The organism is Paracoccus indicus, from assembly GCF_003056335.1.
Classification (GTDB): Bacteria; Pseudomonadota; Alphaproteobacteria; order Rhodobacterales; family Rhodobacteraceae; genus Paracoccus; species Paracoccus indicus.
The window spans coordinates 534,073-555,754 of the sequence record NZ_PYWA01000001.1; the positions used below are offsets into that span (position 1 = coordinate 534,073).

The following is a 21,682-nucleotide window of genomic DNA, read 5'->3' on the forward strand; positions in this document are numbered from 1 at the left end:
GATTTTCCCTTCCTTTCGGCGCACAAACTGGACTTGCGCCTGTGCGCTCCCTACATAATGACCTGACCGCCATTTACAAATAACCGTTTCGAACTTGAGGTTGCCTGAATGTCCAACCCCCTGCTTCAGCTGCTTGTCCTCGCTGGCATCGCGATCTTCTTGATCCTGCGGCTGCGTAACGTGCTGGGCACCCGTGACGGGTTCGAGCCGCCCAAGGTCGACCGCCCCGCCCCCGGCCCTTCGCGGTTCGAGGTGATCGAGGGTTCGGCCGATCAGGTCGATCACGACATCCAGGACCACGTCGAGGCAGGCAGCCCTGCCGCACAGGCCCTGGCGGCGATGAAGCGCGTCGAGCCCGACTTCGGCGTGCGCGACTTCCTCAACGGCTCGCGTCAGGCCTATGAGATGATCCTGATGGCCTTCGAACGGGGCGATCTGTCAGATGTCCGGGCCTTCCTGTCCGATCCCGTCGCCGATGCCTTCCAGTCGGTCATCGACCAGCGCACCGCGCAAGGCCAGACGGTCGAGGCGCAGTTCCTGGGCACCCGCGACACGACACTGGCCTCGGCCGAGTTCGATCAGGCCACCGGCATGGCGGAAATCACCGTCCGCTTCGTGGGTGAATTGATCGCCGCGACCCGCGACGCCGAAGGCAATGTGATCGAAGGTGATCCCAAGGTCGCCCGCAAGCAGAAGGATCAATGGACCTTCGCCCGTCACATGGGCGAGGATGATCCCAACTGGCAGCTTGTCGCGACCGGCTGATGCGACGCCGCAAGGGGCTGACGCCCGAGGATAAGGAAGTCTGGTCGCTTGTCGCCCGTTCGGCCACGCCGATGCATCAGCGGCCCATGTGCCCGCTGGTGCCTGATGACGACCCCTCGGCCCGACCCCAGACCTCGGTCACGCCGCCCAAGGCGCAGCCCCTGCCCCGGTTCCGCGTCGGGCAGGCGGCCATGCCGCCCGCGCCGCGCCTGCCCAAGCCCAGCTCGCCCGCCGAGCGTCTGGCGAATGCCGAGCTGCGCATGGACGCCAAGACCCACCGCAAGATGAGCCAGGGCAAGTTGCGCCCCGAGGCGCGGTTGGACCTGCACGGCATGACCCTTGCCGCCGCCCAGCCCGAGCTGATGCATTTCATCATGTCCTGCCATTCGTCAGGGCTACGGCTGGTGCTGGTGATCACCGGCAAGGGGCGTGGCGATTACGGTCCCCTGCCCACGCGCCCGGGCGCCTTGCGCCACCAGGTGCCATATTGGCTGCACAGCCCGCCCCTGTCGATGGTGGTCCAGCAGGTCAGCGCCGCCCATTACCGCCACGGCGGCGAGGGCGCCTATTACGTCTATCTGCGCCGTTTGTGAAAACGCGCCCCCTGCCCGACATCCGGACATGAAAAAACGCGCCCTTCTGGGCGCGTTTTCCATAAACAACAGGTTTGTCGATCAGATCACAAGCTGTGGTTCGATTTCGGACCTGCAAAGTACCAGATGATGAAACCGATGACCGGCAGAACGATGATCAGAAGGATCCACAACAATTTCGCCTTGGTGCTGGTGTTCGTATTGATGATCTGCGCGATCGCCCAAACATCCAGAACGAAGATGATAACGCTAAATAGCCAACCCATGTGATCCGTCCCTTGTCTGCAGTCGCATACCAAACACGGTCACATGGGTTTGGTTCCTTCGTCTTACAAAACGTAACGCGAAAGATCGGTCGAGCGTGACAGATCACCCAGATGCTTTTCGACGAAGGCATCATCGACGCTGATCGTCTCGCCGCCGCGGTCGGGGGCGTTGAAGGACAGCTCCTCGAAGACGCGCTCGATGACGGTGTAGAGACGGCGTGCCCCGATGTTCTCGACCGAGCCGTTCACCTCGGCGGCGATGCGGGCAAGGGCGGCGATGCCGTCGTCGGTAAAGGTGACCGTAACCTGTTCCGTCGCCATCAGCGCGGTGTACTGGCGCGTCAGGGCGTTGTCGGTCTCGGTCAGGATGCGGACGAAATCGCTTTCGGTCAGGGCGCGCAACTCGACGCGGATCGGCAGACGGCCCTGCAGTTCGGGCAGCAGGTCCGAGGGTTTCGCGACGTGGAACGCCCCCGAGGCGATGAACAGGATGTGGTCGGTGCGGACCGCGCCATGCTTGGTGCTGACGGTCGTGCCCTCGATCAGCGGCAGCAGGTCGCGCTGCACGCCCTCGCGGCTGACATCGCCACCACGGCCTTCGGTCTTGGCGCAGACCTTGTCGATCTCGTCGATGAAGACGATGCCGCTTTCCTGGACGCTCTCCAGCGCGGCGGTCTTGATCGTCTCGTCGTCCAGCAGCTTGTCGGCCTCTTCGGCGATCAGCAGGTCATAGCTTTCGGCGACGGTGACCTTGCGGCGCACGCGGCGACCGCCAAAGGCCTTCATCAGGCCCGACAGGTCCATCATGCCGCCCATCTGCTGACCGGGCTGGCCGGGCATCTCGATCCCGCCAAGCGGGTTCGAGTTGTCCTGCAATTCCAGCTCGATGACAGTGTCGTCCAGCTGACCGTTCTTCAGCTTGTCGCGGAACATCTGGCGGGTGCCGTCGCGGGCGTCCTTGCCGGCCAGCGCCTCGATCACGCGGTCCTCGGCGGCCTTGTGGGCACCGGCCTTGACCTCTTCGCGCATGCGTTCGCGGGTGTCGATGACAGCGGCATCGACCAGGTCGCGGATGATCTGTTCGACATCGCGCCCGACATAGCCGACCTCGGTGAACTTGGTCGCCTCGACCTTGATGAAGGGGGCGTTGGCCAGCTTGGCCAGACGACGGCTGATCTCGGTCTTGCCGACGCCGGTCGGGCCGATCATCAGGATGTTCTTGGGATAGACTTCGTCGCGCAGGTCGTTGCCCAGCTGCTTGCGGCGCCAGCGGTTGCGCATGGCCACGGCCACGGCACGCTTGGCCTCTTGCTGTCCGATGATGAAACGGTCCAGCTCGGACACGATCTCGCGCGGGGTCAGGTCGCTCATGGTGGAAATCCTTATGTTGCCTTGGGGCGAAAGCGGGTCTCAGCTGTCCGCGATTTCGACGGTCAGGCGGCCGTTGGTATAGACGCAGATGTCGGATGCGATCGCCATCGCCTTGCGGGCCACGGCCTCGGCGTCCAGATCGGTTTCCAGCAGACCGCGCGCGGCGGCCAAGGCAAAATTCCCGCCCGAGCCGATGGCGGCCACGTCGTGTTCGGGTTCCAGCACGTCGCCTGCGCCGGTCACGACCAGCAGATCGGTGCCATCGGTGACGATCAGCATGGCTTCCAGGTTGCGCAGGTATTTGTCGGTGCGCCAATCCTTGGCCAGATCCACGCAGGCACGCTGCAACTGACCGGGAACGGCCTCCAGCTTTTTCTCAAGCCGTTCCAGCAGGGTGAAGGCATCCGCGGTCGATCCGGCAAAGCCCACAATGACATCGCGGCCACCGGGCGACAGGCGACGCACCTTGCGGGCCGTGCCCTTCATCACCGTCGGTCCGACACTGACCTGACCGTCGCCTGCCACGACGACCTTGCCGCCGCGCCGCACCGCCAGGATGGTCGTGCCGTGCCAGCCGGGGAATTTGTCATCTGCCATGGGGACACCTTCGAAAAAATTGCGTTGGGCAGCAGATATGAAGCCCCCGCGCGGCTTGCAACCCGTTGATAATCACGCCTTCGCGCCCTAGCGTCGCCGCCATGGACCGCGACAAGCTGCTGACCGTCTATCTGCACCCCCCGATCCTGCAGACAGCGCAGGCGGGCAAGCTGGGCTTTCTGAACCGGCTGCGCGGGCTGCTGACCGACCGCGGTTGGCGCGTCGAAATCGAACGGTCGGGTACGGCGGCGCGGAATGCGGCCCCTGCCCGTCCGGGTTTTGCGCTGTTCAACATGGAAAAGCCCACGCACGACCGCGCGCTGACCTTCCGGCTGGCCTATCACTATCCCTTCTGGCGACTGGAGCCGCTGGCCGAACGCTGGCGCTGGCCCGTGGCGCTGGCGCCCTTCGAGGGCGCGCTGATCGACCATGCCGAGGCCCGCGATTTCGCGCGCGCCCTGCGCGACCGCGTGCTGCCCGGCCCGGCCCCCGTCGCGGGCGATCACGTGCTGATCCCGCTGCAGGGTCACATCCGCCGCCAGCGCAGCTTTCAGGCCGCAAGCCCCTTGCAGATGGTGCGCGACGTGGCAGCCACGGGGCGTCCCTGCATCGCCACCCTGCACCCCAAGGAGGCCTATGACGACCGCGACCGTGCCGCCCTTCAGGCCGCAGCCGAGCGGCATCCGAATCTGACCATCGGCGGCGATACCAAGGCGCTGCTGCGCGATTGCGCCTTCGTCGTGACCCAGAACAGCAGCGTGGGTTTCGATGGGCTGATCCTGGAAAAGCCGGTGGTGCTTTACGGGCAGTCCGATTTCCACCACATCGCGCTGAACGTGGCGCAGATGGGGGCGGCCAAGGCGCTGGAGCGTGCGCCCGCCCACAAGCCACCCTTTGCGAAATACCTAGATTGGTTCCTGCGCCGGACCAGCCTGGACATGATGGCGCCCGATGCCGATGACCGCCTGCTGGCGGCCATGAAAAAAGGCGGCTGGCCCGTCTGAGGGGCCGCCGCCTTTCGCATCATATCATCACGCGATCAGATGGATTCGTCGATCCAGCTTTTCAGCGCCGCCTTGGGGGCCGCGCCCATGCGGTTCGAGACGACCTCGCCGCCCTTGAACATGAACAGTGCAGGGATGCCGCGAACGCCCAGCTGGGCCGCCTGTTCGGGGTTCTCGTCGACGTTGACCTTCACGATCTTGATCTTGCCGGCGTATTCGTCCGACAGCTCTTCCAGTGCGGGGCCGATCTGCTTGCAGGGGCCGCACCATTCCGCCCAGAAATCGACGATGACTGCGGTTTCGGCCTGACGCACTTCGGCGTCGAATTCTGCGTCGTTCACATGCACGGTTGCCATGTTCAGCTCCTGTATCTTTCGGGCCGGACGGGACCGGCATCGGTTCACTTCAACAGCTAGGTTCCGAGACCCCTTTGGTCAAGGGGCGGCCAGCACCTGATCCAGCGCCCGGTCCAGCAGATCGTCGGGCAGTTCCATCAGTTCCGCGGTCTGCGTCCAGAAGACCGCGACGCGCACCGGACGGTCCGCCCAGATGCCCTGCAGTGCCAGCCGATAGGCCGCCATCTGCCGCAGGATGCCCTCGGGGGTGGCCTCGGGGGTGGCGGGGACGGCGCTGTTGGTCTTGTAGTCGACCGCCATGACGTGATCGGGGGCGACGACCAGCCGGTCGACGATGCCGTTCAGGATACGACCGTTCGGCATGGGCGTGGTCAGCGCGACCTCGGGCAGGACCTGCGTGCCGGGGGCGGGGCGCAGGACGCTGTCCAGCGCGGGCGCCGCGATCAGGTTGCAGGCCTCGGACAGCAGGTCGTCCAGTTCGTCCGCGTCGGGCAGACCGCCCTCGGCCCCCGCCAGCAGCGTGCGCGCAAGGCCCGGCCAGTCGCCCGCCGGATAGTCCGGCAGATGTTCCAGCAGCAGATGCAGGCGCGTGCCCCGCAGCATGGCCGCGTCGCGGTCGCCTTGGGTCTGGGCCGCGATCACCTTCGCCCCCCCAAGCCCCGTCGCGGTCAGCACGCCGACGTAATCGGCGGGATGGGGCGGCATGCGCATCGCCCAATCGGGGGCGGGCTGCGGGGGCAGGGGGGCGGCATGTCCGGTGACCGCCTGTTCGGGCCAGTCGCCGAAAGACAGGCGCAGACCCTCGCCCAGGCCCTCTACCGGCAGCTTGCTCCGGGTCAGATCGGTGCGGGTCGCGCCATCGGCGATCATGCTGTACCAGCTGTCCAGACCATCGCCCGTATCGCCAGCCGCGGCCACGATTAGCCAGCTTTCGGCCCGCGTCATCGCGACATAGAGCAGCCTGCGGCGTTCCTCCTCCTGCCGCTGGTCCCATTCGGCCACGGCCAGTGCCACGGCGTCGCAGCGATCGCCCGCCGCGCCCTTCCAGACAGGCCTGTCATCGACGCGCACGATGCGCTGGCGGCTGTCGGGGCGGCGCTTCTGGGTTTCAGGCAGGATCACCACCGGGCTTTCCAGGCCCTTGGAGCCGTGGACCGTCATCACCCGGATCAGCCCGCCCTCGCCACTGGGCAACTGGCGCTTGACCTGCACGTCGTCGCTTTGCAGCCAGACCAGGAAGCCCGTCAGCGAGGGCGTCTCGACCTGCTCATAGGCCAACGCCTGCGACAGCAGTTCGTCGATGCCATCCTCTGCCTCGGGGCCAAGGCGGGCCAGCAGGGCGGCGCGGCCCCCATGGCGTGTCAGCAGGCGGGCGATGATGTCATAGGGGCGGACGTAATCGGCCCGCCCGGCCAGATCGTTGAGAATATCCAGTGCCACAGTATGTTGTGAATCGCGAAGTCGTGCCCACAAGAATTCGTTTCGATTGCGCTGCGACAGGTGGAACAGCTCATCCTCGGTCAGGCCGAACAGGGGCGATCGCAGGGCCGCGGCCAGCGAGAGGTCGTCCTCGGGGGTGGCAAGGACCGAGAGGGTGGCGGTGATGTCGCGCACGGCCAGTTCGGCGGCCAGTTTCAGCCGGTCGGCCCCGGCCACGGGCAGGCCCGCCGATTTCAGTTCCGCGATCAGCGACCCGAACAGATCGCTACGGCGTTGCACCAGGATCTGGATGTCGCCCGGCCCGATGGGACGCAGATCACCCGATTTCGCGTCCAGAATGGGCGTGCCCAGCATGTTGCGGATCTGGCGGGCGATGATGCGCGCCAGTTCGGTATTCGCGTCGTTTTCGGCGGGCGCGTCGATGGGCTGCTTCCAGTCGGGACGCTCGGGGGTCTCGGGTTCGGGCAGGGCGGGCCAGATGTCGACCCGACCGGGCAGGGTGCTGCGAAAGGCGACATGGCGGGGCGGGTCGCCCAAACCCTGCGCCGCATCGCCCTGAAAGACCGCATCGACCAGCGACAGAACGGCCGGAGAGGACCGGAAGCTGTGCGCCAGCCCCCGCTGCTGCATCGGCTGCTGGACGGCGGCGAAATCGGTGTCGAAGCTATCGCGCATGGCCTCGAAGACGGCGATGTCTGCGCCTTGGAAGGAATAGATCGACTGCTTCGGGTCGCCCACCACGAACAGGGTGCGGGGCCGGTCATGCGCGCCCTCGCCCCCGGTGAATTCATCGGTCAGACGACGGATCACCCGCCATTGGTCGGGGCTGGTGTCTTGCGCCTCATCCACCAGAATGTGGTCGATGCCGCCGTCCAGCCTCCACAGCACCCATTGCGCCATGCTGGATTCCTCCAGCAGTTGCGCGGTGCGGTGGATCAGGTCGTCGAAATCCAGCCAGCCATGCGCGGTCTTTTCCGCCGACATGCGGGTGGTGAAGGCATGGCCGAAGCGGTGCAGCGCCAGCGTCTTTTCGGCGGTGGCCAGTGCCAGAGCCTGCGGGCGGGCCAGCTCGACCCGGGTCATCAGGTCTTCCAGATCGTCCATGAAGGGCGCGCAGGCCCCAAGCCGCAGATCCTTGGTCGGGATGCTGCCGATCTTGGCGCTGAAGGGCACCTTGGCGCCTGCGCCGGTCAGCAGGCAGCCGCAGAGGATCCACAGATCGGCCATCCCCGGATCGCGCCAGCGGCCCTGCGACAGGGTGGCGGCCAGCTTTGCGTCGGTGGATTTCCCGGTCCGCAGAATGGGGATCAGCGCGTCGAACAGGTCGCCCTCGATGCCGGTGAAGACATCCGCCAGCAGGGCGTCGGCCGTTACGCCCGGCGGCAGGTCCAATGCCCGCCAGATGGCATCGGCATCGGGGGGCGCCTGGTAATCGACCTGCGACAGGCCGGCCATGAAGCCGTCCAGGTTGTCGCCCGACTGCAGGCGGGTCAGGTCGCGGATGGCGGGATCGCCCGCCTCGGCCATGTCGTCCAGGATCTGGGCGCGAAGGGCGCGGGCGCTGCGGTCGTCCAGCTCGGCAAAGCCCATCGGCACGCCCGCTTCCAGCGGGAAGCGCCGCAGCAGGGCCGCGCAGAAGCTGTGGATGGTCTGGACCTTCAGACCGCCCGGCGTCTCGATGGCGCGGGCGAACAGGCGGCGGGCCTGCGGCAGGTCGGGATCGCCCGCCTCGCCCAGCTGCGCCAGTTCGGCGCGCAGCTCGTCCTCGGGCAGCATGGCCCATTTGCCAAGCCGCGACAGCAGACGGTTCTGCATCTCGGTCGCGGCGGCCTTGGTATAGGTCAGGCAGAGGATGCGTTCGGGCGCGGTTCCCGCCAGCAGCAGGCGCGCCACGCGGTCGGTCAGCACGCGCGTCTTTCCCGACCCCGCATTGGCGGTCAGCCAAGTGGTGCGCGCCGGATCGGCGGCGGCGATCTGGTTCAGCGTGGCTTCATCCATCGTCGCCCACCTTTCGCGGTTCTGCGGGATCGGTCAGCGCCCATTCGCCGTATCGCGCCAGATGATCGTAATCCCCGGCATAGGAGGTTTTTTCGGGCGCGCGCATGGCGGTGAAGCCCGCCCGTCCGGTCAGATAGGCCTGGATCAGCTCGACGAAACCGTCCCAGGTTTCGCCCTCGAGTTCGTCGCTGTGGTCGCGTTCGAAGGTCTTCCCCTCGCCGCCCAGCTGGATATAGCGGATGGCCCCGACATCGACCGGCCCCAGGTCGGAAAAGCCGCCGCGGCGGGCCATCGCGGCTTCCAGCATCAGCTGCTTGTCGAAATGACGGATCTGGGCGTCGGTGGGCGGCGTGCCGGATTTGTAGTCGTAGACGACGACCTGGCCGTCATGCAGCAGGTCGATCCGGTCGGGCTTGGCGGTCAGGGTGAAATCCATCCCCGGAACGGACACGCGGCCCCGGTTCTCGATCACGGTGGGCGTGCCTTCGGCCAGACGGGCCAGCTCGTCGGCGACGATGCGCTCGGCGATACCCTCGATCCGGGCGGCCCAGAAGGCGCGGGCGGTGGGCCAGGGAACCTCGCGGTCCAGCGTCTCGCGGGTGATGGCCAGGAATTGTGCCTTCAGCACCTCGGGCGGGGTGTCGGGGGAAGGGCGGCTCTTCAGCAGCGCCTCGACGATGGCATGCAGGGTCTGGCCGCGCAGGGATGCGTCGGCTTCGGGGCGCAGGGGGGGCAGCGGGCGCAGGTTCAGGACCCGCTTGGCATAGACCGCATAGGGGTCGCGGATCAGCAGAGAGATATCCGTGACCGGCAGTTCCTTGAAAGGAGGTCCCGGCGGCACGGGCGACGGACGTCGCGCGGGTGGCACGGTTTCGGTCGGCCGCGCCACGGCCTCGGACATCTGCAGCCAGCGGTTGCCGCGGTCGCGCATGGCGGCCAGCGCCTGCGGGCCGTTCCGGTCGGGCAGGCCGCCCATCAGGTTCATCATCCGGTTCAGCCAGCGCGAGGGGATGGTCTCGGCCTCGGCGTCGCGGCGGGCGCGGGTCAGGATGACGCGTTCGGCGGCGATACCCTGCTGGAAGTCATGCGCCGCCAGCCCGATCTGGCGTTCCGGCACCGGCAGGCCCGCCGCCAGCCGCATCTGGCGCGACAGCCATGGGTCGGGGGACAGCGGCTGTGGCCAGCCGCCCTCGTTCAACCCGGACAGGATGACGGTGCCATTGGCGTAAAGGCGTGCCTCGCGCGGGCCATGGATGCGCAGGCTGTGCCAGGCGGCGACGTCTTCGCGCACGGCCTTGGCCTGCAGTTCGGTGATCAGCAGCGCACAAAGGTCGTTCGGAGCCACGTCCGGCCCGTGGTGGGCATGTTCCAGCAGGTGGTCCAGCACGGCACGTGACATGGTGCCGGCCTTGTCCTGCCACAGGCGGGAGGCATCCGCCGTGCCGCCCGGACCTGCGGCCAGGGCCTCGGCCAGATCGATGACGTTGCGCAGGCGGTCGGGCAGGGGGCGCGGGGCGCGGTCGCGGGCCAGCGGCGTGATGCGGTCCAGCATGGCGGCCAGCCATTCGGCCCAGATCTTACGGCTTTCGTCGCCCTTGGTGCCGAAATCGGTCAGCGTGTCGCTGTCCGGAAAGGCAGGACCGTATTTACGCAGCTTCAGTTCCAGATCGCGGGTGTGGCGCAGGATGTCGTTGCGGCCGACCTGCTGCGATCCGGTCGCCGTCATCGGATGCTTCAGCAGGATCAGCAGGCGGTCGATGGTCAGCGCCTCGCCGAAAAGCGCCGCGACCTGACGCAGGAACAGACCCGGAGCGGTCAGCGGTAAGGGGCGGCCCGCGCTGTCGTCGGGCAGGATGTGCCAGCGGTCCAGCGCCGCCGTCACGCGGCGGATCAGCCCGCTGTCCGCGGCGATCAGGGTGACACATTCGTCGCGTTCGGCGGCATCGCGCATGACCAGGGCGATGGCCTCGGCCTCCTGGCCCGGCTGGTCGGCCTCGATCAGGGTCAGATCGGCGGTGGCGGGGATCAGGTCGGGCAGCTGCGGGCCTTCGGCGATCCACTGGTCGGTGACGGGGGCGGGACGCAGGGCCAACGACAGCAGGCGGTTGCGGGCCGGGGACGCGGGCTGCGCATCCGTCCAGCGCGCGGGATAGCCCGCGTCGCGGATCAGCGGGGCAAAGCGCGATTGCGGGTGGTCGTCGGCGGCATCGCCCAGGTTGTCCCAGACCGATTGCGGCTGATCGAAATCGAAGCCGGGCAGCACCACGGCCCCCTGCGGCAGCGCGGCCACCGCCTGCATGTAGAGCCGCGTCGCCCCATGCGACCCGGTCGAGCCTGCGACGATCACCGGCCCCTCGGGCAGGTTCAGGCCCTGCGACCAATCGGCCAGTGCCGCCTCGGCTGCGGCGCGCTGGCGGGCGGGGCGGTCGCGCCAGTTTTCGTCCAGGTGGAATTCGGCGGCGATGCGCAGGAAGGCCAGCGCATTCTGCCAATGGCGGGCGTGATCGCCGGTGTCGATGTTTTCCAGATCCGCGATGTCGCGGCCCTCGGTCTGCATCTCGACCATCAGCAGCGTCAGGGATTGCGCCAGAACCGGGATCGAATGTCCCGCGCCCAGATCGGGGCGCAGCTTGACCATCCGGTCGATCAGCCGCGCCAGCTGCAGGCGGCGGGCCAGGGGGGCCTCGGGCAGGTCGGGCATGACCAGCGGCCCCGGATCGACCGCGGTGATGGTGCGCAGTTTCGGCAGCAGCAGGGGACCCGCGCGGTCGAAGGCGCGGCGGATCTCGCCCATGGTCTGGGATGCGTTGACCAGGATGGTGACACGGGCCAGCGCCTCGGGCGGTTGGCCCGACATGCGGTCCAGCAGGCCGCGCACGAATTCATTGGCGAAATGGACGCCGGGTGGAAGGGCGAAAAGGCCGCGCATCGGATCAGCCATCCAGCAGCGCCTTGGCCATCGGAATGGCCTCTGGATAGCCGACATCGCACCAGCCGCCGGTGTGGACCATGCCGAAGACGCGCCCCTTGGCGATCAGCATGTCCCACAGGACGTTCAGCGAAAAGACCGCATCGGGGATGTCGGCCAGCAGGTCGGGGCGGATGATCTGCGCACCGGCATAGACGAAATCGCCCTTGCGATGCAGGCGGGCGTGGCCGTCCATGCCGAAATCGCCCGCGCCCTTGCGGGCGGTGGCCTGCGCGACGGGGATCAGCGCCAGCAGCGCGTCCATGCGGTCGCCCTCCCACGTCGCTTGCAGGGCGGTCAGCGGGTTCGGGCCGGCCCAGACCACGTCGGGGTTCAGCGTCGCCAACGGCCCCTCGCCCAGCAGGGGCAGCGCCTGACGCAAGCCGCCCCCGGTGTCGAGGATCTGCGGCTCGTAGCTGATGGCGATGTCCTGCCCCGCCAAGTGGTCGGCGATCTGCTGCCCAAGGTAATGCGTGTTCACCACCACGGGCGCGCAGCCCGCATCCCGCCCCAGATCCAGCGCGCGGTCCAGCAGGCTGCGGTCGCCGACCTTGACCAGCGGCTTGGGGCGATCGTCGGTCAGCGGGCGCATGCGCGTGCCAAGCCCCGCGGCAAAGATCATCAGTGGCGGGCGCATCTTGCACGGGTCCTTTCGATCAGATCGGCGTCGGGGGCGGGCAGGGCGTTCACCTGCGCGGCCAGTTCGGCCAGCGCGGGATGTGACAGGTTGCGTTGCACATAGCCCCAGACCCGCGGCATGAAATCCAGGTATCGCGGCTTGCCGTCGCGCAGGCACAGGCGGGTGAAGATGCCCAGGATCCGCAGATTGCGCTGCGCCCCCAGCAGGGCATAGGCCGCACGGAAGCTGTCGGCCTCGACCCCGGTCGCGGCCAGATAGCGGTCGATGGCGCGGGCTTCCAGCGCAGGGTCCACGTCGCGGCGGGCGTCCTGCAGGGCCGAGACCAGGTCATAGGCGGGATGTGCCGCCACCGCGTCCTGATAGTCGATCAGCCCAAGGGGGGCCGGGCCGCGCCAGATCAGGTTCTCGGCGTGGAAATCGCGCAGGGCGGTGACGGGGGGCAGGGTTGCCAAATCGTCATGCAGGCGGGCGATGATGGGGGCGATTTCGGTCCCCCCCGCGACGCCTGCCGCCTGCGGATACCATTCGGCGAACAGCCCGACCTGATCGGCAAGCGCCGCGCCGTCCAGCGCCGGGATGAAATCGGGCAGCGGCTGGCGGTGCAGATCGACCAGCAGGTCGGTCACCCGGTCATAGATCAGCGGCGCCATGGCCGGATCGCGTTCCAGCACCCGGGCGACAAGATCGTCGCCCAGATCCTGCACCAGCGCCAAGCCGCTGGCCTGATCCTGCGCGATGATGGCGGGCGCACCGAAGCCATGCGCGTTCAGCCAGTCGGTCATGGTCAGGAAGGCGGGCATCGCGCCTGCAGGATCGTCCATCAGGATCGCCGAACCCTGCGGCCCATGCAGTCGGAAATAGCGCCGCGCCGAGGCATCGCCCGCCAGCGGCATCACCCGCGCATCCCCCCATCCGGCCTGCGTGACGAAGGCCGCGCGGGCGGCCATGCGGTCCGCGCCCGCGAAATCCAGATCGATCTGGCGCAGGTCGGGGTCGGGGCAGGGGGCCAGGGTGATCCGCAGCGGGTCGGGCGGCGGCAGGTCCAGCCGGTCGGGCCATTCGATCAGGCAGATGGCGTCCTGCATGGCATCGTCCAGCCCCAGTTCGAACAGTTCCGAGGGGTCGGTCAGGCGATAGAGGTCGGCGTGCCAGATCTGGCTGCCCATCGGGTCGTCATAGGTCTGGACCAGCGTGAAGGTGGGGCTGGGCACATCCTCGGCCAGATCGCCCTGGCGGGCGCGGATGAAGGCGCGGGCGAAATGCGTCTTGCCCGCGCCGACCGGCCCCTCCAGCAGCACGGTCTGGCCGGGGTGCAGGTCGGCGGCCATCATGCGGGCCAGGGCGGCAGTCAGGGTCTCATCGGCGATCAGGGTCATGCCTTGGCCTTTCGCAGCGGGATCAGAGCCCCAGCACGTCGTTCATGTCGTATTCGCCCGGACCCTTGTCCTGACCCCAGATGGCGGCGCGGATGGCACCGCGGGCAAAGATGGCGCGATCGGTGGCCAGATGCCGCAGCACGATGCGTTCGCCGTCGGCGGCGAAGATCACGTCGTGTTCGCCCACCACATCGCCGCCCCGGATGGCGGAAAAGCCGATGCTGCCGGTCTCACGCGCGCCGGTGATGCCCTCGCGGGCGGGGGTGCGCAGGTCTTCCAAGGTGGCGCCGCGACCCTCGGCTGCGGCCTGGCCCAGCATCAGGGCGGTGCCGGATGGGGCATCGACCTTGTGGCGGTGGTGGGCCTCGACGACCTCGATGTCCCAATCGGTGCCAAGGGCGGCGGCGACCTTGCGGGTCAGGCCGACCAGCAGGTTGACGCCAAGGCTCATGTTGCCGGCGCGGACGATGGGGGCGTGGCGGGCGGCGGCGGCCAGCTTGTCCAGATGTCGCTGTTCCATCCCGGTGGTGCCGATGACATGGACGGCGCGGGCCTGGGCTGTCAGTTCGGCAAAGGCCACGGTGGCATCAGGGGCGGTGAAGTCGATGACCGCCTGCGCCTGTGCGATGGTCGCCACGGCGTCGTCGCTGACGGTGACGCCCACGGGCGCACCGCCCATGGCCTGCCCGATGTCGCGCCCGATCCAGTCATGGCCCGCGCGTTCCAGCGCGCCCGCCAGTCGAACATCAGTGTTGTCCAGGATCAGCCGGATCAGCATCTGTCCCATGCGGCCCGATGCGCCCGTGACCACGATCCCGGGGCGGGTCGGTGCGTCGGTGTTCTGAAAATCGCTCATCTGTCACCCCTGTTGGCTGTTACTGCGTCATATCCCGTTGCGGGCCGGCCCGCGACCCCCTACATCGGGGCGCATGGCACAGAACCGCAATTCCCAAGATCGTGGCCCGTCGCAGCGTCAGCTGCGTGTGGGCGAAGTGATCCGCCGCAGCCTCTCCGACGTGCTCATGCGCGGGGATGTGCACGACCCGGATCTGAACCGGCATTCCATTACCGTGGGCGAGGTTCGCATGTCGAACGACCTCAAGGTGGCGACGGCCTACGTGCTGCCGCTTGGCGGGCGCGACGCTCAGGAGGCGCTGGCCGCCCTGCGCCGCAACACGCCCGAGCTGCGCCACCTGATCGTCAAGGGCATGTCGCTGAAATTCGCGCCCCAGCTGGTCTTCCAGCTGGACGAGACCTTCGACCGCATGGACGACACCCGCCGCCTGTTCGAGGATGAGCGCGTCCGCCGCGACGTCGAGGCGCCCGATGACGATGCCCCCGAGGATGACGATGACCGCTGATCTGCCCCGCCGCCTTGCGGTGGCATTGGGCATGCTGGTCGCGCTGGCCATCCCCGCCGGGGCGGCCACCTGCGACCGGGTCGATCACGACGGGCAGGGCTATGTCATCTGCACCGTGCCCGCCGATGCGCAGGGCGACCTGCAGATCTGGCAGGACGGTGCGGACGGCAAGCCGCTGCGCAATTTCAACAACGTCCGGCGCAGCCTGCGCGACGGGCAGGCGCTGGCCTTCGCGATGAACGCCGGGATGTTCCACCCCGATTACCGCCCCGTGGGCCTGCTGGTCATCGACGGGCAGGAGCTGTCGCCCATCGTCACCGGCGGCAGCGGCGGCAACTTCGGGATGCTGCCCAATGGCGTCTTTTGCGCAGGCGGCGACCGCCCTTTCCAGGTGATCGAGACCCGCGCCTTTGCGACCGCACGTCCCGACTGCCGCATCGCCACCCAATCGGGGCCGATGCTGGTGGTGGACGGCGACCTGCACCCGCGCTTTCTGGAAGACAGCGACAGCCGCTATATCCGCAATGGCGTCGGCGTGTCGCCCGACGGGCAGACGGCATGGTTCGCCATTTCCAATCGTCCCGTGACCTTCCATGAATTCGGTCGCCTGTTCCGCGACGGGCTGGGCGCGCGCGATGCGCTCTATTTCGACGGGTCGATCTCGCGGCTTTACGCCCCTTCGGTCAATCGCGCCGATTTCGGGCGCAGCATGGGCCCGATCATCGGGCTGGTCGGGCAGGATTGATCCCTTGGCCGGTTGACGGCGGATGCGGGCGGGGCTATCCCCCCGCCCCTTGATTTTCAGGAGTTTTGGATGGCACGCAAGAAGGGCCGTGAGGTCAATGGCTGGCTGATCGTGGACAAGCCCGCAGGGGTCACCTCGACCTCGGTCGTGGCGAAGGTGCGTTGGGCGTTGGACGCCAAGAAGGCGGGCCATGCGGGCACGCTAGACCCCGATGCGACGGGCGTTCTGGCCGTGGCCCTGGGCGAGGCGACCAAGACCGTTCCCGTCATCACCGATGCGCTGAAATGCTATGATTTCGTGGTGAACTGGGGGGCGGAGACGACCACGGACGACGCTTCGGGCGATGTGGTCAAGACCGCCGATGCCCGCCCGACCCGCGATCAGGTGCAGGAGGCGCTTGCGGCCTTCACCGGCGAGATCATGCAGATCCCGCCCGCCTATTCCGCCGTCAAGGTCGATGGCGAACGCGCCTATGATCTGGCCCGCGAAGGCGTCGAGATGGAGCTGGCCGCGCGTCCGCTGTGGGTTGAAAGCCTGACCCTGCTGGAGGCCGACGACAACACCGCGCGGCTGGAGATGGTCTGTGGCAAGGGCGGTTATGTCCGCTCGATCGCGCGCGATCTGGGGCGTGCGCTTGGCTGCCTCGGCCATGTCGCGCATCTGCGCCGCACCTGGTCCGGCCCCTTCGAGGCCGAAAACGGCGTCGCCTTCGACAAGATCGACCGCGAGGCGCAGGAATGGCTGGAAAGCCAGCTGCTGCCCTTGGAAACCGGCCTGACCGACCTGCCGATGCTGCGTGCCACACCCGAGGGTGCCACCCGCATCCGCAACGGCAACCCGGGCGAGGTGACCAACGGCGCCGAATGGGGCGAGCTGGTCTGGGTCTCGGACGCCAAGGGTCCGGTCTGCATCGGCCGCTATCAGGGCGGCACGGTCCAGCCGGAACGCGTCTTCAACCTCTAGGCCGGCGCGCCCCCTGAAACGGTCCGTCGCCCGCCGCATCGATGCGGGCGATGGCATCGGGGATGGATTCGCGGATCACGGCCATCTGCCATGCCGTCGCATGGATCATCATGTTGGGCGACAGCGCCACCGCGACATGCCCCGGCCAGAACAGCAGGTCGCCGCGCCGGATGCTGTCCGTCACCGGAAAGGCATCGCGTTGCAGGTCGCTGTCGCCGGGGCAGGCGATGCCGCATTCGGTCAGCGCCAGCTGCGCCAGCCCCGAACAATCGATCCCCGCCCTGCTGTTGCCGCCCCACAGATAGGGCGTGCCCAGCAGGGTTTCGGCCACCCCTGCGGGGTCGTCTGACGGCTGGTCGCCCACGTGCTGGGCCGGAACGAAGCCGCCACCCGCCAGTTCGGCAAAGCCGCCCGCGATCCCTGTCACCGACAGCCGCGATCCGCGTGTCAGCGACATGCGCTCGGGGCGCTTCATGTCGGGGGCCGGATAGACATGGGTGGCAGGGGCCGTGACACGATGCGTCAGCGCGGGCAGGTCATGGGTCAGCGCATCGGCGCAGACCCAACCACAATAACCATCCAGCGCCGATTGGACGAAGGTCATGTCGTCACGCTCCTCGATCACCGTCAGGTCGGTACCGAAGACCAGCTGCCGGTCGCGGCGGCCATCGGGGGCGGTCAGCAGATCGGACAGAGGCACCGCCAGCCGCGCGGGGCGTCCGGCGGTATAGGCGGGGCGGTCCAACTGGCCGCGCAGGCTCTCCAGGGCGACGCGGTCGGTGGCGGGGGTCAAGCGGCGGTCCATGATCAGGACAGGATCTGCGGCAGGGCGGCCAAGATGGCGCGGGATCCTTGGCCGACCCCACCCTTGGGACGACCGGGCGCGGCAGCGGGCTGCCAACCATAGATGTCCAGATGCGCATAGCGGCCCGCGCCATCGGCAAAGCGCTTCAGGAACAGCGCCGCCGTGATCGACCCTGCCATCCCGCCCGAGGGCGCATTGTCCAGATCGGCGATGCCGGGTTCGATCATGGCATCATAGGGTTCCCAGAAGGGCATGCGCCACAGCGGGTCGCCCACCTGCATCGCTGCCGATTGCAGCGCTGTCGCCGTCGCATCATCGTCGCAATAGAAGGGCGGCACATCCGGTCCCAAGGCCACGCGCGCGGCCCCCGTCAGCGTCGCCAGCGAGATCATCAGGTCGGGGCTTTCCTCGGCGGCATAGGTCAGGGCGTCGGCCAGAACCAGGCGGCCCTCGGCGTCGGTGTTGTTCACCTCGACCGACAGGCCCTTGCGGCTGGCCAGGATGTCGCCGGGGCGGAAGGCATTGCCCGCGACGCTGTTTTCCACCGCGGGGATCAGCACCCGCAGGCGGATGCCCTGCGTGGCGCCGGTCCTGACCAGCATCCTCAGCAGCCCAAGCGCGGTCGCCGCCCCGCCCATGTCCTTCTTCATCAGCCCCATCGAGGCACCGGGCTTCAGGTTCAGCCCGCCCGTGTCATAGCAGACGCCCTTGCCGACCAGCGTCAGCATCGGGCCCGTGTCGCCGATGCGGATGTCCAGCAGGCGCGGCTCGATGGCCGAGGCGCGACCCACCGCATGGATCAGCGGAAAATTGGTCTTCAGCAGGTCCTTGCCCGTCGTCACCTCGATCTTGGCGCCGAGGTCGTTGCAGAGCGCGCGGGCCGCGGCCTCCAGCTTGTCGGGGCCGAGATCGCTGGCGGGGGTGTTGATCAGGTCGCGCGTCAGGAACTCGCCCGCGGCGATGGCCAGCGCGCGATCGGCGTCGGCGCCTTCGGGGCAGACGAGGCGCGGCCCCTTGCCCTGCGTTCCGGCATAGCGGGTGAAGCGATACTGTCCCAGCAGCCAGCCAAGGGCCAGCTGGTCGGCATCGAAACCCTGGGGGTGGCCGGCCAAGTGCCAGTCGCCGGCGGGCAGCGCGTGGGCGCGGGCAATCTGGAAGCGGTCGCGCCCGGCGCGGTCGCTGTCGCCCAGACCCATCAGCGCACCGCGCAACCCGCCCTGTCCGTCCGGCAGCAGGCAGATCTGTCCTGCCTTGGCGGCAAATCCGGTGGTCTGCGGCCAGCTGCCCGCATCGGCATCCGCGGGCAGATCCTCTCCGGCCCAGACCAGCCAGAGCGGGCGTGTATCGTCGGAGGCGGGGGCGAATTCGGGGGTCATGTGATGTTCCTTCGCAAATCCGCGACAGCCTACAGGTCATGCAATCCGCCGCAACCCCATCCGCCTGTCGCGACCCCGTCAGGGCAGGACCGCGCGATCCCAGATGGCCGTCAGCGATCCGTTGCCCACCCGTTGCAGGCGTTGGCGGATGGCGGCCAAGGCGGGGTGATCGCCGCGTTCGGCGGCCCCGCCCAAGTCCATCGCCACGCCTGCCAGCGACACCAGCCCGATCTGCCAGGCCAGCCGCGACATGCGTTCGGCATCGGCCACCGCCTGCGCCCGATCATCCCGGGCCAGGGCCGTTTCGACCGAGGTGAGGATCGCCGCCAGCTGTTCCAGCGCCATGCAGATGACCTGCTGCGCCGCCGCCTCGCCCAGTTCGGCCATGATGGCGGCCACGCGTGCCCTGTCGACATGCGCGTGCTCTGCCGGGGTCAAAGCCGTGATCTGTGCCATCCGCATCTCCGTGGGGTCCTGCTTCTACGACGGGCAAGATGGCCGCAAGCGGTGAAGAAAGCCTTGCGCCCGTGGGAATAAACCTCTCGAATTTGGTTCAATTCCGGCCTATGACGCTGATCCAGAAAGCGAGGTTCCTGATGCACAACCTGTCTCCGTTGCCCCAATATCTGATCAAGCGCTACCAGGGGTGGAAAGCCACCGCGCATGCGGAAAACCACGCATGGTATCGCCGCCTGGCCAATGAGGGTCAGCGTCCGCGCGCCATGGTGATTTCGTGCTGCGACAGCCGGGTCCATGTCACCAGCATCTTCGGTGCCGATTCGGGCGAATTCTTCATCCATCGCAATATCGCCAACCTCGTGCCGCCCCATGCCCCCGACGGGCTGCAGCACGGCACCTCGGCTGCGGTCGAATACGCGGTCGAGGCGCTGAAGGTCGCGCATCTGATCGTGGTCGGCCACACCAAATGCGGTGGCGTCGCGGGCTGCCATGCCATGTGTTCGGGCCAGGCCCCCGAACTGGAGGAGAAGACCAGCTTCGTGGGCCGCTGGATGGACATCCTGCGCCCCGGCTATGAACGCGTGAAGGATCTGCCCGCCGAACAGCAGGTCGGTGCGCTGGAAAAGGAAGCGGTGTTGGTCTCGATCGAGAACCTGATGACCTTCCCCTTCGTGCGCAGCGCCGTCGAGGCGGGCGCCCTGTCGCTGCACGGTCTGGTCCATGACATCGCCGAGGGCACGCTGCTGCAGGCCGAGGATGCCGGCAACAAGTGGGTCGCCGTATAAGGCACGCGCCATGCGCGCATGAAAAGGGGGCGGCAAGGCTGATGCCTGCCGCCCCCGTTTCGTTGGCAATGGTCCGAAGGGACGATCAGCCCTTCTTCAGCACCTTGTTGCCCAGCAGTTCGGCGATCTGGACGGCGTTCAGCGCCGCACCCTTGCGCAGGTTGTCGCTGACGCACCAGATGTTCAGACCGTTCTCGATCGTGCCGTCCTGGCGGATGCGGCTGATGAAGGTGGCGAAATCGCCCACGCATTCGACGGGCGTGGTGTAGCCGCCGGGCTCGCGCTTGTCGACGACCATGATGCCGGGGGCCTCGCGCAGGATGTCGCGGGCCTCGTCCTCGTCCAAGAAGTCCTCGAACTCGATGTTGATGGCCTCGGAGTGGCCGACGAAGACGGGGACGCGGACGCAGGTCGCGGTGACCTTGATCGACTTGTCCATGATCTTCTTGGTCTCGGCGACCATCTTCCATTCTTCCTTGGTCGAGCCGTCATCCATGAAGACGTCGATCTGCGGGATCACGTTGAAGGCGATCTGCTTGGGAAACTTCGAGGGCTCGACCTCCTGACCGGGGACATACATGCCCTTGGTCTGGTTCCACAGCTCGTCCATGGCATCCTTGCCGCCGCCCGACACCGACTGATAGGTCGAGACGACGACGCGCTTGATGCGGGCGCGTTCGTGCAGCGGGTTCAGCGCCACGACCATCTGCGCGGTCGAGCAGTTGGGGTTGGCGATGATGTTCTTCTTGGAATAGCCGGTGATGGCCTCGGGGTTCACTTCCGGAACGATCAGCGGAACATCGGGGTCGTAGCGATAGAGCGAGCTGTTGTCGATGACGACGCAGCCCGCCTCGGCGGCGATGGGGGCGTATTTCTTGGTCGCATCCGATCCGATTGCGAACAGCGCCATGTCCCAGCCCGTGAAATCGAACTGATCGATGTCCTTGATCTTGAGAGTCTTGTCGCCAAAGCTGACTTCGGTTCCCTGGCTGCGACGCGATGCCAGAACGGCAATCTCGTCAATCGGGAACTGGCGCTCATCAAGGATGTTCAGCATTTCGCGGCCCACGTTTCCGGTGGCACCTGCGACGACGACTTTATAACCCATTTTCCGGGGACTCCTTCTCCTGCGGTCGAAGGCGTTTACCGCAATTGCTGGGTCATTGGAAGGGCTTGGCCCCTAGCGGACCAGCCTCAGGCGGGAATCGCTGTGCAGCAGGTCGTCGACCCAGGCCCCCTCGGCGCTGAAATCATGGGGCACATCGGCGGCGGCGCGGCGGCCCGACAGGCTGAGGCTGGCGAAGAAATCGAAGCCGTAAAGCGTCAGCGACGCCAAGGGCCCGCGCAGCAGCAGGTCGATCATCATGGCGCCCGTGGTGGGCGGGGCCGACAGCCGGTCGCGCAGGGCCTGATAATCGGCCAGCGGGTGCAGATAGAAGCCTGCCCCGCTGGCCGTGCGCCAATCCAGCCGCTTGCGCTTGGGCGACATCCACAGGATGCGGTCGGGGTCCAGCCGCGCACGATCCGCGTCAGGCAGGCGCGTGGCCAGCGCCAGCCAGTCGGTGCGGGTGCCGTGGCTGGCGGCGGCTGGCATGGGCGCGCGGTTGATGCGCACTACAAGGTCAGCGGCGTCGATGGCCGGACCGTGGGACGCCTGCGCCAGCGATCGGGCATTGCCGATCAGCGCGACATGGCGGCCGTCCAGATCGGCCAGCAGGTTGCCCTGCGGGATCGACATGCGGGCGATGCGCCCGTCATTGCGCAGCAGTCGGGCGGTCATGAAGTCCAGGCGCGACAGGGCGGGGGTGGGAAGA

Annotated in this window: 21 protein-coding genes; 7 read left to right on the top strand and 14 right to left on the bottom strand. The window is 67.6% G+C overall.

Translation table 11 applies throughout. The annotated features are described in order from the left end of the window. Positions 1-108: 108 nt before the first annotated feature. Together DDE75_RS02685 and DDE75_RS02690 are read left to right on the top strand one after the other, a co-directional pair. Positions 109-765: a Tim44/TimA family putative adaptor protein gene (locus DDE75_RS02685; protein WP_108500815.1), complete on the top strand. Its 657-nt coding sequence runs from the start codon at positions 109-111 to the stop codon at positions 763-765. Beyond that, positions 765-1,358, top strand: a complete 594-nt coding sequence (locus DDE75_RS02690; protein ID WP_108500816.1) for a Smr/MutS family protein — start codon at positions 765-767, stop codon at positions 1,356-1,358. Before DDE75_RS02685 ends, DDE75_RS02690 begins: the two co-directional genes overlap by 1 nt. Before the next feature lie 86 nt (positions 1,359-1,444). On the opposite strand, the gene DDE75_RS02695 is transcribed toward DDE75_RS02690, so the two are convergent. From DDE75_RS02695 to hslV, 3 genes are all read right to left on the bottom strand, one after another. Further along, a complete protein-coding gene (locus DDE75_RS02695) occupies positions 1,445-1,624 on the bottom strand; it encodes a PLDc N-terminal domain-containing protein (RefSeq protein ID WP_108500817.1) in 180 nt (59 codons plus the stop codon). Between the two features lie 63 nt (positions 1,625-1,687). Next, positions 1,688-2,995: an ATP-dependent protease ATPase subunit HslU gene (hslU, locus tag DDE75_RS02700; protein ID WP_108500818.1), complete on the bottom strand. Its 1,308-nt coding sequence runs from the start codon at positions 2,993-2,995 to the stop codon at positions 1,688-1,690. A gap of 39 nt (positions 2,996-3,034) precedes the next feature. Then, positions 3,035-3,592, bottom strand: coding sequence for an ATP-dependent protease subunit HslV (gene hslV / locus DDE75_RS02705; RefSeq protein WP_108500819.1), 558 nt, complete (start codon positions 3,590-3,592; stop codon positions 3,035-3,037). A gap of 101 nt (positions 3,593-3,693) precedes the next feature. Between hslV and DDE75_RS02710 the strand changes: the two genes are divergently transcribed. Further along, positions 3,694-4,596 carry a capsular polysaccharide export protein, LipB/KpsS family gene (locus DDE75_RS02710; RefSeq protein WP_108500820.1) on the top strand — a complete coding sequence of 301 codons (903 nt, stop codon included), beginning with the start codon at positions 3,694-3,696 and terminating at the stop codon, positions 4,594-4,596. 35 nt (positions 4,597-4,631) lie between these two features. Here the strand turns inward: DDE75_RS02710 and trxA are convergent, their stop codons facing one another. From trxA to dapB, 6 genes are all read right to left on the bottom strand, one after another. Continuing rightward, positions 4,632-4,958 carry a thioredoxin gene (gene trxA, locus DDE75_RS02715; RefSeq protein ID WP_272482562.1) on the bottom strand — a complete coding sequence of 109 codons (327 nt, stop codon included), beginning with the start codon at positions 4,956-4,958 and terminating at the stop codon, positions 4,632-4,634. A gap of 72 nt (positions 4,959-5,030) precedes the next feature. Further along, the gene (gene addA / locus DDE75_RS02720; RefSeq protein WP_108500822.1) at positions 5,031-8,390 is read right to left on the bottom strand and encodes a double-strand break repair helicase AddA; all 3,360 of its coding nucleotides are present in this window, start codon (positions 8,388-8,390) and stop codon (positions 5,031-5,033) included. Continuing rightward, positions 8,383-11,331: a double-strand break repair protein AddB gene (addB, locus tag DDE75_RS02725; RefSeq protein WP_108500823.1), complete on the bottom strand. Its 2,949-nt coding sequence runs from the start codon at positions 11,329-11,331 to the stop codon at positions 8,383-8,385. The genes addA and addB overlap by 8 nt, the downstream gene beginning before the upstream one ends. Further along, on the bottom strand, positions 11,324-11,995 hold the full coding sequence (locus tag DDE75_RS02730; RefSeq protein ID WP_170310911.1) for a nucleotidyltransferase family protein: 672 nt from the start codon (positions 11,993-11,995) through the stop codon (positions 11,324-11,326). Before DDE75_RS02730 ends, addB begins: the two co-directional genes overlap by 8 nt. After that, positions 11,980-13,374: a tRNA (adenosine(37)-N6)-threonylcarbamoyltransferase complex ATPase subunit type 1 TsaE gene (tsaE, locus tag DDE75_RS02735; RefSeq protein ID WP_108500824.1), complete on the bottom strand. Its 1,395-nt coding sequence runs from the start codon at positions 13,372-13,374 to the stop codon at positions 11,980-11,982. The genes DDE75_RS02730 and tsaE overlap by 16 nt, the downstream gene beginning before the upstream one ends. 22 nt (positions 13,375-13,396) lie before the next feature. Further along, the gene (gene dapB / locus DDE75_RS02740) at positions 13,397-14,230 is read right to left on the bottom strand and encodes a 4-hydroxy-tetrahydrodipicolinate reductase (protein WP_108500825.1); all 834 of its coding nucleotides are present in this window, start codon (positions 14,228-14,230) and stop codon (positions 13,397-13,399) included. A 73-nt stretch (positions 14,231-14,303) separates the two neighbouring features. On the opposite strand from dapB, the gene rbfA reads away from it, so the two are divergent. The 3 genes from rbfA to truB all read left to right on the top strand — a co-directional run bounded on the left by rbfA (position 14,304) and on the right by truB (position 16,443). Further along, on the top strand, positions 14,304-14,735 hold the full coding sequence (gene rbfA, locus DDE75_RS02745) for a 30S ribosome-binding factor RbfA (protein WP_108500826.1): 432 nt from the start codon (positions 14,304-14,306) through the stop codon (positions 14,733-14,735). Then, a complete protein-coding gene (locus DDE75_RS02750) occupies positions 14,725-15,480 on the top strand; it encodes a phosphodiester glycosidase family protein (RefSeq protein ID WP_108500910.1) in 756 nt (251 codons plus the stop codon). Before rbfA ends, DDE75_RS02750 begins: the two co-directional genes overlap by 11 nt. A gap of 69 nt (positions 15,481-15,549) precedes the next feature. Continuing rightward, positions 15,550-16,443: a tRNA pseudouridine(55) synthase TruB gene (gene truB, locus DDE75_RS02755; RefSeq protein ID WP_108500827.1), complete on the top strand. Its 894-nt coding sequence runs from the start codon at positions 15,550-15,552 to the stop codon at positions 16,441-16,443. Here truB and DDE75_RS02760 read toward each other — a convergent pair. From DDE75_RS02760 to DDE75_RS02770, 3 genes are all read right to left on the bottom strand, one after another. Beyond that, complete coding sequence (locus DDE75_RS02760) at positions 16,433-17,248, bottom strand: C40 family peptidase (RefSeq protein ID WP_108500828.1); 816 nt, start codon at positions 17,246-17,248, stop codon at positions 16,433-16,435. The genes truB and DDE75_RS02760 overlap by 11 nt on opposite strands. 2 nt (positions 17,249-17,250) lie before the next feature. Further along, positions 17,251-18,624 (bottom strand): leucyl aminopeptidase family protein, encoded by a 1,374-nt coding sequence (locus DDE75_RS02765; RefSeq protein WP_108500829.1) that lies wholly within the window; start codon positions 18,622-18,624, stop codon positions 17,251-17,253. Positions 18,625-18,702: 78 nt separating this feature from the next. After that, positions 18,703-19,080, bottom strand: a complete 378-nt coding sequence (locus DDE75_RS02770) for a hypothetical protein (protein WP_108500911.1) — start codon at positions 19,078-19,080, stop codon at positions 18,703-18,705. Positions 19,081-19,220: 140 nt separating this feature from the next. Between DDE75_RS02770 and DDE75_RS02775 the strand changes: the two genes are divergently transcribed. Next, on the top strand, positions 19,221-19,868 hold the full coding sequence (locus tag DDE75_RS02775; protein WP_108500912.1) for a carbonic anhydrase: 648 nt from the start codon (positions 19,221-19,223) through the stop codon (positions 19,866-19,868). An 85-nt stretch (positions 19,869-19,953) separates the two neighbouring features. Here the strand turns inward: DDE75_RS02775 and DDE75_RS02780 are convergent, their stop codons facing one another. Together DDE75_RS02780 and DDE75_RS02785 are read right to left on the bottom strand one after the other, a co-directional pair. After that, entirely contained in the window at positions 19,954-20,976 is a 1,023-nt protein-coding gene (locus DDE75_RS02780) for an aspartate-semialdehyde dehydrogenase (protein WP_108500830.1), read from the bottom strand. 72 nt (positions 20,977-21,048) lie between these two features. After that, positions 21,049-21,666, bottom strand: coding sequence for a glycosyltransferase family 29 protein (locus tag DDE75_RS02785; protein ID WP_108500913.1), 618 nt, complete (start codon positions 21,664-21,666; stop codon positions 21,049-21,051). Positions 21,667-21,682: the final 16 nt, after the last annotated feature.

What these genes read in the sequence shown, in the direction of transcription:
- DDE75_RS02685 (WP_108500815.1), top strand. Translation starts at nt 109, where the DNA reads ATGTCCAACCCCCTGCTTCAGCTGCTTGTCCTCGCTGGCATCGCGATC.
- DDE75_RS02690 (WP_108500816.1), top strand. Translation starts at nt 765, where the DNA reads ATGCGACGCCGCAAGGGGCTGACGCCCGAGGATAAGGAAGTCTGGTCG.
- DDE75_RS02695 (WP_108500817.1), bottom strand. Translation starts at nt 1,624, where the DNA reads ATGGGTTGGCTATTTAGCGTTATCATCTTCGTTCTGGATGTTTGGGCG.
- hslU (WP_108500818.1), bottom strand. Translation starts at nt 2,995, where the DNA reads ATGAGCGACCTGACCCCGCGCGAGATCGTGTCCGAGCTGGACCGTTTC.
- hslV (WP_108500819.1), bottom strand. Translation starts at nt 3,592, where the DNA reads ATGGCAGATGACAAATTCCCCGGCTGGCACGGCACGACCATCCTGGCG.
- DDE75_RS02710 (WP_108500820.1), top strand. Translation starts at nt 3,694, where the DNA reads ATGGACCGCGACAAGCTGCTGACCGTCTATCTGCACCCCCCGATCCTG.
- addA (WP_108500822.1), bottom strand. Translation starts at nt 8,390, where the DNA reads ATGGATGAAGCCACGCTGAACCAGATCGCCGCCGCCGATCCGGCGCGC.
- addB (WP_108500823.1), bottom strand. Translation starts at nt 11,331, where the DNA reads ATGGCTGATCCGATGCGCGGCCTTTTCGCCCTTCCACCCGGCGTCCAT.
- DDE75_RS02730 (WP_170310911.1), bottom strand. Translation starts at nt 11,995, where the DNA reads ATGCGCCCGCCACTGATGATCTTTGCCGCGGGGCTTGGCACGCGCATG.
- tsaE (WP_108500824.1), bottom strand. Translation starts at nt 13,374, where the DNA reads ATGACCCTGATCGCCGATGAGACCCTGACTGCCGCCCTGGCCCGCATG.
- dapB (WP_108500825.1), bottom strand. Translation starts at nt 14,230, where the DNA reads ATGAGCGATTTTCAGAACACCGACGCACCGACCCGCCCCGGGATCGTG.
- rbfA (WP_108500826.1), top strand. Translation starts at nt 14,304, where the DNA reads ATGGCACAGAACCGCAATTCCCAAGATCGTGGCCCGTCGCAGCGTCAG.
- DDE75_RS02750 (WP_108500910.1), top strand. Translation starts at nt 14,725, where the DNA reads ATGACCGCTGATCTGCCCCGCCGCCTTGCGGTGGCATTGGGCATGCTG.
- truB (WP_108500827.1), top strand. Translation starts at nt 15,550, where the DNA reads ATGGCACGCAAGAAGGGCCGTGAGGTCAATGGCTGGCTGATCGTGGAC.
- DDE75_RS02760 (WP_108500828.1), bottom strand. Translation starts at nt 17,248, where the DNA reads ATGGACCGCCGCTTGACCCCCGCCACCGACCGCGTCGCCCTGGAGAGC.
- DDE75_RS02765 (WP_108500829.1), bottom strand. Translation starts at nt 18,624, where the DNA reads ATGACCCCCGAATTCGCCCCCGCCTCCGACGATACACGCCCGCTCTGG.
- DDE75_RS02770 (WP_108500911.1), bottom strand. Translation starts at nt 19,080, where the DNA reads ATGGCACAGATCACGGCTTTGACCCCGGCAGAGCACGCGCATGTCGAC.
- DDE75_RS02775 (WP_108500912.1), top strand. Translation starts at nt 19,221, where the DNA reads ATGCACAACCTGTCTCCGTTGCCCCAATATCTGATCAAGCGCTACCAG.
- DDE75_RS02780 (WP_108500830.1), bottom strand. Translation starts at nt 20,976, where the DNA reads ATGGGTTATAAAGTCGTCGTCGCAGGTGCCACCGGAAACGTGGGCCGC.